A 15,282-nucleotide genomic window follows, 5' to 3' on the forward strand; every position below is an offset into this window, starting at 1 on the left:
CGCGATTGGCCCCTTATTTTTTGTGCTAAAAATCTTCTCACGGGCTTTTGTGCTTATATCAGGAGGGATAATGATGGCAACCTCACTCATAATCCCTCCTGCCGATAGCTATCCGCTGAAACATTACCCAGAACCCAACGCAGGGCTGACGCATAATCGCCAGTCGCGCCTTCAAGGGCCTTGGTGTTTTAGTCTACCTAAAATTTCATGCTGACGGCAAACACGTTCATGGCCAGATACACCGCTGGTGGCTTGTACCAGTTCCTTTACTTTTTCCCGTTGCAGTTCCGGCTCCATGGTTGCCAATTGTCTAAATAACTTCGCATAATAGCGCTACACTTTAGCCAGATCATGTTGATTGCTGGGGAACGGCGAAGTCGCATTCATAAATAGCTTTACCCGTTCCAGTAACTACCACATATACCGGCACTGATGGTTACGCATTATGGTTTCGTGTAACGACAACCAGAGCAACTCGATGGGATGCAGCCACGGCGAATACCTAGGCAGGAACAACAACCGGAACGCCGTATTTTTTTCCAGCCACCGTTCCACCTTGCGGCTTTTATGAATTGATGTAGTTATCAACGACCAGCGTAATGGTTTTCGCTCGCCGATATGTCCGCCATAATATCTTTAACAGATTGATAAATAAATCAGAACACTTTTTGCTGCCGCCGACGTAATGGACTCGCCCCGTATCCGAATGCAGTGCCCCTGCCAGATAGTACTTTTGGTTATGTCCCAGCGTAGTCACACGTTTCTGTTGCTTTTTGAGCATCCAGTCCGCGCCTATTTTCGGGTTCAGGTCGATATCAATTTCATCCTAATAAAACACGGGATGCTCTGTTTGCTTCTGGCCGACGGTGCATTCGATGGCGAGACGTTTTTCCTCATAATGCGGGTCTTTGATTTTCAGTGTTGGTGTGGCTCTGCGCCAGACAATGCCCGCTCATCTCAGGTAGCGGTGCAACGTGGCGGGATGAAGTGCTAGATTAAAAAGCCGATTAACGATAAGTGCCAATAACTCGGTGCTCCAGCGGGAACGCAGCCAGCCAAAATCCTGAGGAGAACGTTGAATTAAAAGCGGGAGAGTATGCAGGATATCGGCGACTGACCAGCGAGGTTCTTGTCCAGATGTGAGGCTCTTTAGCCCTTCAACACCATGTAAAGTAAACCAACTTATCCATCGTCCAACGGATGAACGAGCGGCACAGAGCAGTCTGGCGACGTAGGTAACGGTCATTCCCCGATTCAGCATCAGTATGGCGATGAGTCGTCTGGAATGGTTTTTATCGCGTGTTTGTTGGGCTTCTTTACGCATTAGTCGTCGTTCTTCATCAGAGATTGCTGCTATGATCGGCATCGCTCAGTCTGGTTGGTGATTTGTGATGTGTGGCGATTGATCAGATCGCACAACTCGGACTGAGTTCCCTTAAAGTGATCTACTATTTAGCTTGGGTAGGAAGTATGACTTAATGTAGTGCTTCAGGCACTATCATAACAGGAGATGAACTATGGGTGTTTTTTCTCATTTTGCCGATATTGTGCGCGCCAATATAAATTTTTTGCCGAATAAAACTGAGGGTCCACTATTAGCTTTAGTCATAGTTGTGCTGTTGTCAGGCTGTGGAATATCAACACCATCCCGTCAACAGATAGCTACGTTCAAAAATGACGAATTGTGCAAAGCATTGGGTACATATAATTATGATGGTCAAACCATTCTTCGATTAACTGCGGAACTGAAACGGCGGGGCAGTAGCATCAATCAAGAACAATGCTATGCGCTTTCACGTACCAACATGAATCCCCATGATTATCTCATAGGTGGAGAAGGCATGAATAACAACCTAGGGGATTTGCGGCAAGAACGCAATGAACGTGAAATAATACAAGAAAAACAAAGACAACAACAGTTGGAGTTAGAACGGCAAAGTAAAATAACTGAAAGTGTTAAGAAATGGTCTTTGTCACATTAAGTGTACTTGGGCACTGTATCAGAGCAAGTGAGCCTGTAATTAAAATTGTGTAATTGCCCGTTTTTGATATGTTCACTCCAACTGTGGAGACAGGCAAATTATGGACGAAAAGAAACTTAAGGTACTTTCTGCCGAACCGGCTAAAGGCATCAAAACTGAAGCTGACCTCAATGCATTTTCTCGCATGCTGACGACGTTAACCGTCGAAGCAGCACTGAATGCTGAACTGTCAGAGCACCTCGAGCACGAGAAAAATGTCCCAAAATTAGGCTCGAATACCCGCAACGGGTATTCATCCAAAACGCTTCTTTGCGATGACGGCGAAATAGAGCTGAACGCGCCACGTGACCGTGAAGATACCTTCGATCCTCAACTCATAAAGAAAAACCAGACGCGTATTACCCCGATGGGGAGCCAGATTTTGTCCCTGTACGCCAAAGGTATGACGACCCGTGAGAGCGTCGCCACCTTCAAAGAAATGTACGATGCTGATGTTTCGCCTGCGTTGATATCGAAAGTCACCGACGCAGTTAAATAGCTGGTTGTCGAGTGGCAAAATAGGCTTCTGGAGTTTCTCTATCCCATTGTTTATCTTGACTGTATCGTGGTAAAGGTTCGTCACAATGGTTCTGTCATTAACAAAGCCGTCTTCCTCGCGTTCTCTTGAACAATATGTAGGTGGTCATCCCAGATATCTGAAAATTTCATATTGGCAATACCCCTACGGAAATGTAGCGAGTTTGCGCAGGACATCATCGATAACATGTAATCCAGTATTAAGCATGGGTTAACAATAGGGGCCTTGATTGGCCCCTTATTTTTTGTGTTAAAAACCTTTCCCCAAAACTCTCCCCAAAATGTTTCCCCAAAACCGTTCAATAACTAGGCTAGTTTTGTGCCGATAATCACCCAATCCTTACCTCTGTCATCGTTATATTTGTCAGTCATTTTCCTCGATCTGTGACCTGGTAGTTTCTGAGTGTCGATCCCTCGATCGCGATAAAGCCTTTCTGAAAGAAATCGTTGTTCGTGAAAGGTTGGCTCAGTTCCCTAATCCCATATCGATCCGCTTTTATCTCTGACTTTTTGAATGTAGAAGTCAGTATTTTTGTTGATACGCGTTACGTATACGGGCGGTTGTTGGAGAAAAATAATGTTGGAGGCGGTGTTATACGGAGTTTTCACACTAGCGGTGATTTTCGCTCTGGAATATCACGACGTCCACAATGAGATTGCCCATCAGGACAATCAGCACAGCACAAATATTAAAGTGAATTCAGATGAAACACAGATCGTTTACTGGACAATTATCAAACGTGACCCAATCGGTCGTCAGTGCGTTAGCGATGATGTTGCGGATCGGTTGCTTGACTACACGTACCGTTTACGTGCTAGCACAATACGTCCCGTTACAAGCGGAACTGACTTTCACTGCCACCGGTTGCAAACTGACGTATGCGCAGGTTGTTTATTGGATTGATCCGCTATTGACGGCAATTGATCAAGCTAACAATCAGCTTTCTGGAATACGTAGAACGGAATCCATTTATTCCTCGCAATAGTGGGGATCTTTTATCAAGAGGAAGTGAAATGAAAAAATACGCTATTGCGTTAATGTGCCTGTTTTCGGTTTCAGCATTTGCCGAGACCTATAAAGGCTATCCTGATATCCCAGGCAATGCAGTTGGTTTTGCTACAGAGGTCGTCAGTTATACTCCAGGGAAAAATGTAGACTCAAATCGTAAAGTGCCAGAGCGGGTTTTGGGGGAGCCTACTGTTTACAGTACTGGTAATGTGTCATTATCTCTTGGTTCAGCAGGCAGTATGGTTGTCGGTTTTGCTCCGTACGCTATTAAGAAAAGTGGCACAGCAGACGCTGATTTTTATATTTATGAAGTTGGGATTTACGAATCATGGGATGCTTATGTTTCTAATGATGGCAATTTATGGATCAAGGCTACTGCGGTATTTACTGAGATCAATCCTGAGCCGGACAGTATCGTCGCAACTCGTGGTTCAGTTATTGGCTATGATGTTGACGTTATTGATTCGACAGAAGATTCATTTGCCTATCTAAAAATCGTAGACACGAGCCTATCATCCTATACAGGGTCAGCCGGTTCAGATATTGATTCTATTGTTATTACGAGTGCTAAAGCACTCGGCACTGAAATATTTGTCGACACCGACTCACGCAACGGCAAGGTTTACAATCTGTATCAGAATGATGTCACTGGAGCAGTAGGCGTCAAAATCATTAATAAAGATAACGTTGTGTCGTATGTCCCTTTCTCTACCGATGACTCTTTGAAGGCTATGGCATTATCGCTACAAGGTGATTTCAATTGTGATGATGAAAAAGATATTAACGTCTTGGCAGCGCGTAAATCTGATAACATCCACTTAAACATCATCAAGCAGCAAAATGGCACAGCCATTAGGACTATCGATAACTCAGTTATCAAATAAGGCATTACAGCAGGCATTCACTGAGTGCCTGTGATAATGACTGACCTCAATGCAGCGCTTCATCAGCACCAGTGGTAAATGTAACACCGTTCCTCCTATAGCGAGCCTAGATGGGTTGTATTTTAACCAAATAACGCCATTAATCGGTAAGTCTCAATTCAGGGGAAACTACACTGGGCCGATTTGGCCCCTTTTTTACGGATGACCAATCCCCTGTGAGTCGGGAATGAGCCGGAAGTACATGTGTTCAGGGATCGGGCTGTCCCAGCCGCCGATGTACATCGCAAAGCCGATCATGCCGAAAAGGATGCCGAGTACCACCGCTGTCATCGCAATACCGGACAGTGCGGTTTGTCGCCATAGCGGTTTGGCAGCTTCTCTGCCCTTTTGCTGTGAGTCTGAAGGCTTCGTAAGCGAAAAATGGAGCGTCGATGCTACCGGGCAGGATTCGACGCAGGTCATGCAGGCTGTACATTCCGCCGTTCTCACCTGAATGAGCTTATCCACTGGGATGTTAGATGGGCAGGCTTTAGCGCACTTGCCGCAATCGATACAACGGGTGGCGTTGCGACGAATTTTAAAAGGGGACAGCAGCGAAAATACCCCTAAAAGCGCGCCGTAAGGACATAGATAGCGACACCAGAAATGGTGGATAAACAGGCTGGTAAACGTAAAAAGAAAAACGCTGACCAACGTGATAGTGCCGATATTGCGGAAAAAACCGAGCATTTTGACGTCGGCGATCAGACCGTAAGGCGACATCAGGAACATATAAATGCCCTGTGCTGGCATCGATAAAGCGATATAGAGGAAAAAGCCTAATAGCAGATATTTCAGGCTACGCAGTGGAATATCCAGCCACTTCGGGAGAATGAAATGACGCCCAAATATTTTCCCCCCCAAAGCAGCCACCCACTCGGAAATCGTGCCGATAGGGCACAGCCAGGAGCAGAATGATTTCTTCAGTAACAGGCTGATAAAAATAAATGTGACAAGTAATAGCATTGACGCAAGGTGGATAGGGGGAAAATCACCCGTTTCCCAAGTGAACTTCACGTTCATCAATCCGGCAATTGGCAACCAGCCTTCAATACCACCCGGTCTCGACATATAAAGGCTTGTGCCGCCGGTTTCAAAGTAGCGTACCCAAAAATAGAAGGTGATGCCGATATAAACGTTGATTGTCAGTAGTAAAATTTGTGTTGCTCTGCGCCAGGTCAGAGCGTTGCGCCTGTCGTTCCAGGGAAGTTTACCACCAGTTGTTCCGGGTCGACGTTGCCAGCGCTTTCTTACTTTTTCGCTCATTACTCTTAATTACCTCCATTATATTTTTCGCTCGGCATTTTCAGCACACCGAGGGATCGTGTGGTTACGTTATCACGCTCTTAACCGCCAAAAATTGATTTATGCATTGTAAATGCATGTTTTTGAGTTTTTTAGCTGATTGATTTATATAAGAAGATAAACAAATATCGTGGACGATATGACATATGTATTGAATGACAGGATATAGTGTTGGCGGGTTTTACTTAAAAAATAACGTTAGGTATATCATAAATAAAGGGTACGCAAACGTACCCATTTTACTAATTTCTACAAGCTATCTCGATTATACTCATCATATTTCAAATCGTATGGGCGTTGGATGTATGACTTAGTTCGCTCCTTGAGTGATTTAAAATTATTTAAAAATTAATTATTTTCAGGGGTGTCAGTCATCCGAATTCCTTATTGGAGTTGGTTTATTGGAATATTTTATCTTGTTACATATTGTGAAAAATCGAATTACCTAGATTGTATATTGTTAGAATTGCAGGTGGTTATTGGATCATGATTTCTTTATATTGATTATATTACGAATGATTTTGTTGTTTTATTTTTAATTCTTCTTTTCGCATTGTTCTGACAATTTTATAAATCCATTGCAGTGAGACATTATATTTTTTAGCCAAAGCGCTGTGATTGCGACCGTCGAACTCCTCATATATTTGAAGATCGCGTTGAGAGGCACGCCAGGAGATCCCCATCGGGAAGTAAACGTTTTGTCCTCCCCATACGGTCATCATATGTTTGGCAACGGCATTGCCGACTAGTTCGGCGGTTTGTGGATCCAGTTCTGTGACGTTTTTGACCGTATTGGCGACATGTTGAGAAAGTTCGACCAGAAGCTCAGGACCTTTACTACGAAATTGTGGTTCAGTCATAAATCACCTTATTGTTATGCATGTGCGTTGTTACTGACGTGAAAACTGGGTTGCTACGTTTGCAGGGATTGTCCTGCTGGTACATGTCTATTTAAAACCATGGTTGTTTTTATGTCAACATCTTTAGTTTTAATTTGGGTTGTTTTTGGTTGTTAGTAGACGTGTTCGACTGCGTGATTACACGCAACGAGTGCATGGCAGGCAAGCAAAAAAATCCCGCCATAGGGCGGGAAAGCAACACATAGATAGGAGGAATAACACAACATCAACAAGGGGGTGATAAAACAATAGCACGGCGATTGTATAAAATTGTTATGCGTGGGTAAGGTTATTTGGGCGAGAGTAAGCGTTTTTTTGAAATGTGAAACAAAGCTGGTGCCCGCATTGGCCACCGGCTTTGATTAGAGGAAAAAAGCGATAGCTATGTAAGTGAAAAATCACCTATATCGGGCTATAACAGTACCGAATACCAGAACACTCGGCCGATGATCTCGACCTCTGATTCATAGGCTTCTTCGTCAACATCTCGGTTAAAACTATGGATAACGAGAAGACCGCCAGGCTTGCGATAAAGTTGTTTGATTCGCTTGAGCTTATCGTTGCCGCTGCCCTCCTGAGCAATGGCGTAGAGTTTTCCATCAATGATGCGCTTGTTGTTGGTATCAACGGCGACGGTGGTGCCATCCGGGATGATGGGCTCCATACTGTCACCTGCTGCTGGGAAACAAAGGACGCCTGAACCATCAGTATTTGCCCCGACCTTACGCAGCGTGGCTTTGGAAAAACGGAGCTTAAAGCCGTTGTAATCCTCACTTTGAATGCGTCCGTCGCCGCAAGCAAACTCAATATCCTTTAAAAAAGGCACTTCCACCTCGTTTTCTGATAGTTCTGTCGTGCTGTCCCAAGCTGATACGGTGCCCCATTCTGATGCTGGCGGAATGCTCGATTCCTGGAGTGATCGAACCACTCTGTCGTTACGAATTGGGCCTTCGCCATTTGCCAACCATTCAGGACGAATATGCAGTGCATTGGAAAGCTCAACAATTTTAGTTGTCTGCGATGCTTTCCCCACCTCTATCTTCTGTATGGCAGCCTGAGATACACCAATCATGTCGCCAAGTGCTTTTTGACTAAGCCCTTGTGCAGTCCTGACGGTCTTTAATCGTTCTGCAAGTGTCGTTTTCATTCGTTCAATTTACAACCTAAGTTGTAAATTATCAAGTGGATATTATTGTTGTTTAAAAAAACCAAAGCTATGTATCGTTGGTGTGAGAAGGACATCATAAATACAACCATGAAAACAATTTAAGTTGTTATGTCGCGCGGAGAAAACCGTGCGAATGTATGAGATAACATCGAAATAAGCGCTATCGCCTGACTATCAAAGATCCTAATTAATGTCAGGCAGTCATAATATCGTCTTATTCCATCACCTGATTTGACTTAAACATGTGTTTCGCTTGATCTAAATTCACAATCTGACCGTATGCATTTTGCTCTTATGGAAATCCCGTTGTGGGAAAATATAACCAATAAATTCGTTTCATTAAGTATGCGCATGGCTGCATGTCGCGGAGGATGCATGTCTGTAATTCGCACGTGTTTAAGTCTGTTTGGTGGTGATACGGTAATTGTCCGGTGTGCTAATACATTTGAAGTGCAAATGAGTAATGGTGAGTAGGAAACCATGACCGAAGAAAATAGTGCTACGCAAGACTCTATTTTCCGTCATGCAGAAGGCGAAGTGTATTTAACTGTGCCTTATACTGGAGTTTGGGATGTTGTGATCCGAGCAAAAAATGACACGCCTGAACATTCAATAACCTATTTTCCCGCCTAATAATGCTTTGGTTGGTTATATTCTGTTAATAATATTTATAATATATTGTCGTTATCCGGTATTGAACTTTTGAATATACCAGCCTTATCCTCTCTTCTTTGCCTTCCTCGCTCAACGTTGTGAGGGGGGCGGTATCCTTTTATTTCGTTTTTCATCTATCATCTTAATAGATACTTACACTTGTTATTCTTAATGATTCGAAGGGATGATAGAGTCTGGATCTTTTGCCATACTCAATACTCAGCCACCATGTATCTTGACTCTTGGCGAGAGAAGGAGCCTTGGTTTACTAACGTTAGCCTGCTACTCTTATCGTGCTCATTGCTGCAATATTTTGGATTTATAGCTAAATTTTTGTCTAATCAGAACATTAATACGATGGGAGGGGAGAACCCATGAGCCGTGCCCCAATAAGCAAAGATGAAGACAAACGTCTTGCTGCTCTTCGTGAGTATGGCATTAAGAATGTACTATTCGACCCGAGTCTGAGTAACCTGATTAGCCTTGCCGCTAATATCTTTAGCGCGCCGATAGTTTTGGTGTCGCTGGTAGAAGCTGAGCGCCAATTGTTTGCTGCCAGCGTGGGGGTTCCTTTTTGTGAAACATCTCGCGATATCTCTTTTTGTGCTCATACGATCCTGAAGAAAAAAGTTATGGTCGTGCCAGATGCACTTAAGGACGCGCGTTTTAAAAATAACCCGCTGGTTGTGGGGATTCCCTACATTCGTTTTTATGCGGGTATACCATTAATTACGCCGTCCGGGCATGCTATCGGTACGCTGTGCATTATTGATGTGAAACCCAGAGCGACATTCACCAAGCGTGATGAGCACAATATGCAAGATCTAGCTTCGCTGGTCATGGACAAGCTGGAGATGCGCCGCTTGGAACTGGCGCGTAAAGCCAGTCAGATACGTTTTGAAAATATCGCTAATACCTCTCCGGATACGATTTTATGTGTGAATGAGAGGGGGATGATTACTTTCTGGAACACCGCTGCGGAAAATATGCTGGGATACAGTGGTGAGGACATTATTGGCCGCAATATTAATACCATCGTGCCTGATGCCTTTATCGTACAACTCAACCATTTAGTCACCGACCACGATTCGCTGATGAAAGGCGTGACGCTGGAACTGAACGTGCAAGCCAAAAGCGGGAATCTGGTTCCGGTCGAATTGTCGGTTTCTATGTGGGAAGACAACGACAATATTAGCTATGGCGCGATATTGCGTGACATCACAGAACGGCGGCGCAATGAAGAGCGGCTGTTTTTACTGGCGCATCTGGATCCGTTAACCGGGTTGGCAAACCGGACGTTACTGACATCCAATCTGGAAACTGCACTAAAGAATGAACCTGCGGTTTGTATCATGATGGTCGATCTGGACGGGTTTAAAGATGTGAATGACAGTCTGGGGCATTCCAGCGGCGATAATATTCTGGTGCATGTCGCCAAAAAAATAAAAGCCACGGTTCGCTCCGGTGATGTTGTGGCGAGAATGGGTGGGGATGAGTTTGCGCTGCTGTTTCCCGGCCTGAGTGACAAAAAGGTCGCGGGAAAAATTGCCGAGCAAATTATCCATGAAATTTCGCAGGCGATGATTATTGACGATCATCAAATCAATATTAGTGCCAGTATTGGTGCGGTGCTATACCCAGAATATGGGTTGACTGTGCAGGATCTGTTGACCAGCGCGGATTTAGCACTGTATCAGGCGAAGTCTGAAGGTCGAAACTGCTACCGCTTTTTCACGCGAGAACTGCTTGATGTCTTTCAGGCCAAACACGCCTTCCAGTTAGAGTTTGTGCGCGCTTACGAGCAGCATGAATTTGAGATGTTTTATCAGCCACAGGTCAAACTGGCGACAAATGAGATTGTTGGTGCAGAGGCGCTGCTGCGCTGGCGTCACCCAGAAAGAGGGCTGCTGACCCCTGCCGCATTTCTTACCGCACTGGAAAACGGCCCGTGGGCAGAACGAGTCGGGGATTGGATCGTCGAAACGGCATGCAGGCAGGCGGCGGAATGGTGCCAGGCGAGCGACAGCTATTTTCGTATCAGCATTAATCTTTTCAGCGCACAGTTTCGTACCGGTATGTTGGCGCAAAAGATTATGGATATTCTTGCGCGTACAGGGTTACAGCCAAGTTCGCTGGAGCTTGAAATCACGGAGAATATCATTCTGCGTTACGACGAAAGTATGTTGCAGCCGTTAAATACGTTGCGTGAAGCGGGAATCGGTATTGCCTTTGATGATTATGGCACGGGTTATGCATCGCTCAGCATGCTTAAAAACTACCCTGTAACTCGGCTGAAGATCGATCAAACTTTTGTCAGAACCATGTGCGAGTCCCCGCCGGATGCGGCTATTGTCCGGGCGATCCTGTATCTCGGGAAAAGTTTCGGTCTGGGTGTGATTGCCGAGGGTGTGGAAACATTAGAGCAGAGCGAGCGTCTGCGGGGTAAAGGGTGCGAGGAAGCGCAGGGATATCTGTTTGGGCATCCAATGCCGGCCGAGGAATTCACCCAGTTACTGAAACTGAATAAGCCAATAGACGTTTCAGCAAGATAGACAAACAGCGGTTGTACCACCTAGCCTTCCCAGAAAGCCAGCATCCGCTGGCTTCCATACTTTGCGCTCCCCACGCGGTTCACAGACTAAAAAGTGGAATCTGGATCACATTTTTTCTATAGTGCTGGCTCGTAACCCTGTACCGGATGTCCCGTGCACGAAATATTTGAGATGCTCCTTGCGGTCTTCGACCGCGCCGCGCTGATGCTGATTTGTCTGTTTTTCCTGACAAGAACCAGTCAGTTCCGGCAATTACTGCAAAAAGAGCAACACTCGCCAGGAGAGCGAGTGACGGTGACGGCTATCTTTTCACTGTTTGCGCTGTTCGGTACGTATTCCGGCATTAATGTTGAAGGGTCGCTCGTCAACGTGCGCGTGATTGCCGTGATGTCCGGCGGTATTCTCTTTGGCCCTTGGGTAGGGATTGCAACTGGCATCATTGCGGGTGCGCACCGTTATCTCATTGATATTGATGGTATCACCTCCGTACCTTGCCTGATTACCAGCATCATCGCTGGTATCACTTCCGGTTACATCAATAAGAAAGTCAAAAAAGAGCAGCAGTGGAGCATCGGGATTCTGGGCGGTATGCTGTGTGAGTCGTTAACGATGCTGCTGGTTGTGGCATGGGCGACGCCGATCGAGTTAGGGCTGGATATTGTCTCAAAGATTGCGGTGCCGATGATTCTTGGCTCCGTTTGTATTGGCCTGATCGTCCTGCTGGTGCAAAGCGTGGCGAATGAAAAAGAGGTCATTGCCGCCAGACAGGCCAAACTCGCGCTGGATATCGCACACAAAACACTGCCGTATTTCCGCAATATCAACAGCGATTCACTGACGGCGATCTGTAGGATCATTCGGACTGAAATTAATGCCGATGCGGTAGCGATAACGAACACGCAGCACATTCAGGCGTATGTGGGGATTGGGGAAGAAAAATATAATATTGGCCACGATATAATTAGCCCGATGACACAGCAGGCGATCCATGATGGGAAAATCATCATTAAAAATAATGATGAACAGCACCTGACGCCGGAAATCCATTCGATGATTGTCATCCCGCTGTGGGAACACGGGCAGGTGACTGGCACGCTGAAAATCTATTATCGTCATGCGCATAAAATTACCTATTCATTACGCGTGATGGCCGTCGGTTTATCGCAAATCATGTCAACGCAAATTGAAGTGTCCCGCACCGAGCAACTGCGTGATATGGCAAATAAAGCGGAGTTGAGAGCGCTGCAAAGTAAAATCAATCCGCACTTTCTTTTTAATGCGCTGAATGCGATCTCCTCGTCTATTCGTATTAATCCCGATACCGCGCGCCAACTGGTGATCAATCTGTCTCGTTATTTACGCTATAACCTCGAACTCAACGACGATGCGCTGATCGATATAAAAAAAGAGTTGTACCAGATTCAGGATTATATCGCGATTGAGCAGGCGCGGTTCGGTGCCAAGCTAACGGTGATCTACGATATCGACGACGATTTAGCGTACAAAATCCCCAGTTTGTTAATTCAGCCGCTGGTAGAAAACGCGATTGTGCATGGTATTCAACCTTGCAGAGGTAAAGGGACTGTGGTGCTGTCCGTGAAGGAACGGGGCGATAAACTGCTGGTGACGGTAAAAGACACGGGTAATGGCATTAGTCAGGAAACGATGGATCGCGTCGCGCGTAACGAATTGCCAGGGAATAGAATTGGTCTGCTGAATGTCCACCATCGGGTCCGCTTGCTCTATGGCGATGGCTTGCATATTCGCCGGCTGGAACCGGGGACTGAGATTTATTTCTACATTCCACGAGAAGATAAAACCCCGTCGGCGTTGCCGGATATCATTCAGGTGCCGCAGTCGGGAGATTCTGCTGCTGAACAAACAGGAGGCAACCCATGAAAGCCATTATTGTTGAAGATGAGTTCCTCGCGCAGCAAGAGCTGAGTTATCTCATCAAACAACACAGTGATATTACGATTGAGGCGACATTTGATGACGGGCTGGATGTACTGAAATATCTGCAACATAACGACGTCGATGCAATCTTTTTGGATATCAATATTCCTTCGTTGGATGGCGTCTGGCTAGCGCAAAATATCAGCAAATTCGCGCATAAGCCTTACATCATTTTTATTACGGCGTACAAAGAACATGCGGTTGAGGCGTTTGAAGTCGAAGCCTTCGATTATATTCTCAAACCGTATCATGAATCACGCATCATCACGATGCTGCGTAAACTGGAAACAACCTGGCAGCAGCGGCAAATAGCACCTGCTGTCGAAACTGGCGCGCAGGCGAGTGCCCCGAGAAGTGCGCAGCACACTATTAACCTGATGAAAGACGAACGGATTATCGTCACGGATATTAACAATATCTACTATGCTGCCGCGCAGGAAAAGGTCACGCTGGTTTATACTCGACGTGAAGAATTCATCATGCCGATGAATATTACGGAGTTTTGCAGCCGCTTGCCGGAAGAGTACTTCTTCCGCTGCCATCGTTCTTACTGCGTCAACCTGACGAAAATCCGTGAAATTGTGCCGTGGTTTAACAATACCTATATCCTGCGATTGAACGACCTGGATTTTGAAGTCCCAGTAAGCAGAAGCAAGATAAAGGCGTTCAGGTCATTGATGCGTCTTTAACGGCATTTCATTCCGCGTTTCAGGCATCTCATTCCCCATTCGATCAACCACTGTCAGCCCGCTTGTATACTGGCCTCAGCCCATAAGCTGACAGTGTTTTGATGGATTTTCTCTTCTCCACATCAGCTTATATTTTTTAGCGTGCCGAGTGAATCGGACCAATTTTGATGTAAGGGAAAGCCCATGAATACCAAACCTGTTAACCGGGGATTGATTGTCCTCGGTACGATCATCACCCAAATGGGACTAGGCACGATTTACACCTGGAGTTTATTCAACCAGCCGCTGGTGGACAAATTCGGCTGGACGCTGAGCTCTGTGGCGACGACGTTTTCTATTACCAGCTTCTGTTTGGCATTTGCCACGCTGTTTGCTGGTAAATTTCAGGAGCGTATTGGTCTGCGCCGCTTAACGATGATCGCTGGCATCGCGCTGGGTGCGGGGCTTATGGCGAGTGCAGCAAGCCCGTCACTGACGCTGATTTATCTGCTGATGGGCGTTGTTGTCGGTTTTGCGGACGGCACGGCTTACATCACGACCCTGTCCAATTTGATCAAATGGTTCCCTAACCGCAAAGGGCTGATAGCGGGCATTTCTGTTGGCGCATTCGGTACCGGAAGCCTGCTGTTCAAATACGTAAACAGTTTTTTGATTGCGGAAGTCGGTGTGTCAGAAGCCTTTTTCTACTGGGGCATTATCGTTATGGCGATGATTCTGGTCGGTAGCTCACTGCTGAAAGAACCTGCTGCGGTGCCGGTACAGCAGGCTGCGGCTCAGGGGCAGACGCGTGATTTCTCGCTGGCCGAGATGCTAGCAACCAAAGAGTCGTATTTGCTGTTTATTATCTTCTTCACTGCGTGCATGAGTGGCCTGTATTTGATCGGTATTGTGAAAGATATTGGCGTGCAAATGGCCGGAATGGATATGGCGACGGCGGCAAATGCGGTGTCTGCGATTGCGATTTTTAATACCGTTGGACGTATTGTGCTTGGTGCGCTTTCCGATAATGTCGGTCGTATGCGGGTGATCACCTTTACGCTGTTCGTGACGATTCTGGCAGTGTCCGTGATGACGTTCCTGCCGCTTAATCCTATTCTGTTTTTTACCTGTGTCAGCGCCATTGCTTTCTGTTTTGGTGGCAATATCACGGTGTTTCCGGCGATTGTCGGCGACTTCTTCGGCCTGAAAAATCATAGCAAAAACTATGGCGTGATTTATCAGGGGTTCGGTATCGGTGCATTGTCTGGCTCGTTTATTGCCGCACAGTTAGGGGGCTTCCAGGCCACCTTCATGGCAATCATCATTATGTCTGTTGTCTCGCTGTTGATTACTCTGTGGATCAAACCGCCTAAGTATCAACCTGCTGCTGCTTCAATGCATGCAGATATGGCACATGCACAGAGCTAGTCGAATATTGTACTGAGTAAGCAAGCTCATGCTGGACGCTGTTTTCCTTTTGAAAAGTGTAAAGTTATGTGGATTTAGTAACTGAAAAGTTAAGAATGCTTGAAAATGCCACGGCAACCCATACGATGTAGGTATTGCAAACTTTATCTTTCTGCAAGAGGA

Annotated in this window: 11 protein-coding genes and 5 pseudogenes; 9 read left to right on the plus strand and 7 right to left on the minus strand. The window is 45.9% G+C overall.

Annotation, left to right across the window (positions count from 1 at the left end):
- Window positions 1-86: 86 nt before the first annotated feature.
- A pseudogene (locus K7X24_RS19185) lies at window positions 87-312 on the minus strand (hypothetical protein); the annotation flags it as partial.
- Window positions 313-333: 21 nt separating this feature from the next.
- Window positions 334-1,366, minus strand: a pseudogene (locus K7X24_RS19190) (IS630 family transposase).
- 151 nt (window positions 1,367-1,517) lie between these two features.
- Between K7X24_RS19190 and K7X24_RS19195 the strand changes: the two are divergent.
- The gene (locus tag K7X24_RS19195) at window positions 1,518-1,982 is read left to right on the plus strand and encodes a hypothetical protein (protein ID WP_224557627.1); all 465 of its coding nucleotides are present in this window, start codon (window positions 1,518-1,520) and stop codon (window positions 1,980-1,982) included.
- A 100-nt stretch (window positions 1,983-2,082) separates the two neighbouring features.
- Window positions 2,083-2,640 (plus strand): annotated as a pseudogene (locus K7X24_RS19200) (transposase); the annotation flags it as partial.
- Here the strand turns inward: K7X24_RS19200 and K7X24_RS22220 are convergent.
- Both K7X24_RS22220 and K7X24_RS19205 read right to left on the minus strand, forming a co-directional pair.
- Window positions 2,604-2,699 (minus strand): annotated as a pseudogene (locus K7X24_RS22220) (hypothetical protein); the annotation flags it as partial. The pseudogenes K7X24_RS19200 and K7X24_RS22220 overlap by 37 nt on opposite strands.
- Before the next feature lie 165 nt (window positions 2,700-2,864).
- Window positions 2,865-3,103 (minus strand): annotated as a pseudogene (locus K7X24_RS19205) (integrase); the annotation flags it as partial.
- Between the two features lie 32 nt (window positions 3,104-3,135).
- Between K7X24_RS19205 and K7X24_RS19210 the strand changes: the two are divergent.
- Both K7X24_RS19210 and K7X24_RS19215 read left to right on the plus strand, forming a co-directional pair.
- Window positions 3,136-3,462, plus strand: coding sequence for a hypothetical protein (locus tag K7X24_RS19210; protein WP_263499314.1), 327 nt, complete (start codon window positions 3,136-3,138; stop codon window positions 3,460-3,462).
- A gap of 110 nt (window positions 3,463-3,572) precedes the next feature.
- The gene (locus tag K7X24_RS19215; protein WP_224557630.1) at window positions 3,573-4,451 is read left to right on the plus strand and encodes a cell envelope biogenesis protein OmpA; all 879 of its coding nucleotides are present in this window, start codon (window positions 3,573-3,575) and stop codon (window positions 4,449-4,451) included.
- 195 nt (window positions 4,452-4,646) lie between these two features.
- Here the strand turns inward: K7X24_RS19215 and K7X24_RS19220 are convergent, their stop codons facing one another.
- The 3 genes from K7X24_RS19220 to K7X24_RS19230 form a co-directional block, all read right to left on the minus strand.
- Window positions 4,647-5,756, minus strand: a complete 1,110-nt coding sequence (locus K7X24_RS19220) for a 4Fe-4S binding protein (protein WP_224557632.1) — start codon at window positions 5,754-5,756, stop codon at window positions 4,647-4,649.
- 548 nt (window positions 5,757-6,304) lie between these two features.
- A complete protein-coding gene (locus K7X24_RS19225; protein WP_224557634.1) occupies window positions 6,305-6,655 on the minus strand; it encodes a Mor transcription activator family protein in 351 nt (116 codons plus the stop codon).
- 451 nt (window positions 6,656-7,106) lie between these two features.
- The gene (locus K7X24_RS19230) at window positions 7,107-7,841 is read right to left on the minus strand and encodes an XRE family transcriptional regulator (protein WP_224557636.1); all 735 of its coding nucleotides are present in this window, start codon (window positions 7,839-7,841) and stop codon (window positions 7,107-7,109) included.
- 501 nt (window positions 7,842-8,342) lie between these two features.
- Here K7X24_RS19230 and K7X24_RS19235 point away from each other — a divergent pair.
- The 5 genes from K7X24_RS19235 to K7X24_RS19255 all read left to right on the plus strand — a co-directional run bounded on the left by K7X24_RS19235 (window position 8,343) and on the right by K7X24_RS19255 (window position 15,120).
- Complete coding sequence (locus tag K7X24_RS19235; RefSeq protein ID WP_224557638.1) at window positions 8,343-8,495, plus strand: hypothetical protein; 153 nt, start codon at window positions 8,343-8,345, stop codon at window positions 8,493-8,495.
- 395 nt (window positions 8,496-8,890) lie between these two features.
- A complete protein-coding gene (locus K7X24_RS19240; protein ID WP_224557661.1) occupies window positions 8,891-11,068 on the plus strand; it encodes an EAL domain-containing protein in 2,178 nt (725 codons plus the stop codon).
- 153 nt (window positions 11,069-11,221) lie between these two features.
- On the plus strand, window positions 11,222-12,967 hold the full coding sequence (locus K7X24_RS19245; RefSeq protein ID WP_224557663.1) for a LytS/YhcK type 5TM receptor domain-containing protein: 1,746 nt from the start codon (window positions 11,222-11,224) through the stop codon (window positions 12,965-12,967).
- On the plus strand, window positions 12,964-13,713 hold the full coding sequence (locus K7X24_RS19250) for a LytR/AlgR family response regulator transcription factor (protein ID WP_109224738.1): 750 nt from the start codon (window positions 12,964-12,966) through the stop codon (window positions 13,711-13,713). The genes K7X24_RS19245 and K7X24_RS19250 overlap by 4 nt, the downstream gene beginning before the upstream one ends.
- Window positions 13,714-13,896: 183 nt before the next feature.
- Entirely contained in the window at window positions 13,897-15,120 is a 1,224-nt protein-coding gene (locus tag K7X24_RS19255; protein WP_224557665.1) for an OFA family MFS transporter, read from the plus strand.
- Window positions 15,121-15,282: the final 162 nt, after the last annotated feature.

Source organism: Pectobacterium versatile, assembly GCF_020166435.1.
Taxonomy (GTDB): domain Bacteria; phylum Pseudomonadota; class Gammaproteobacteria; order Enterobacterales; family Enterobacteriaceae; genus Pectobacterium; species Pectobacterium versatile.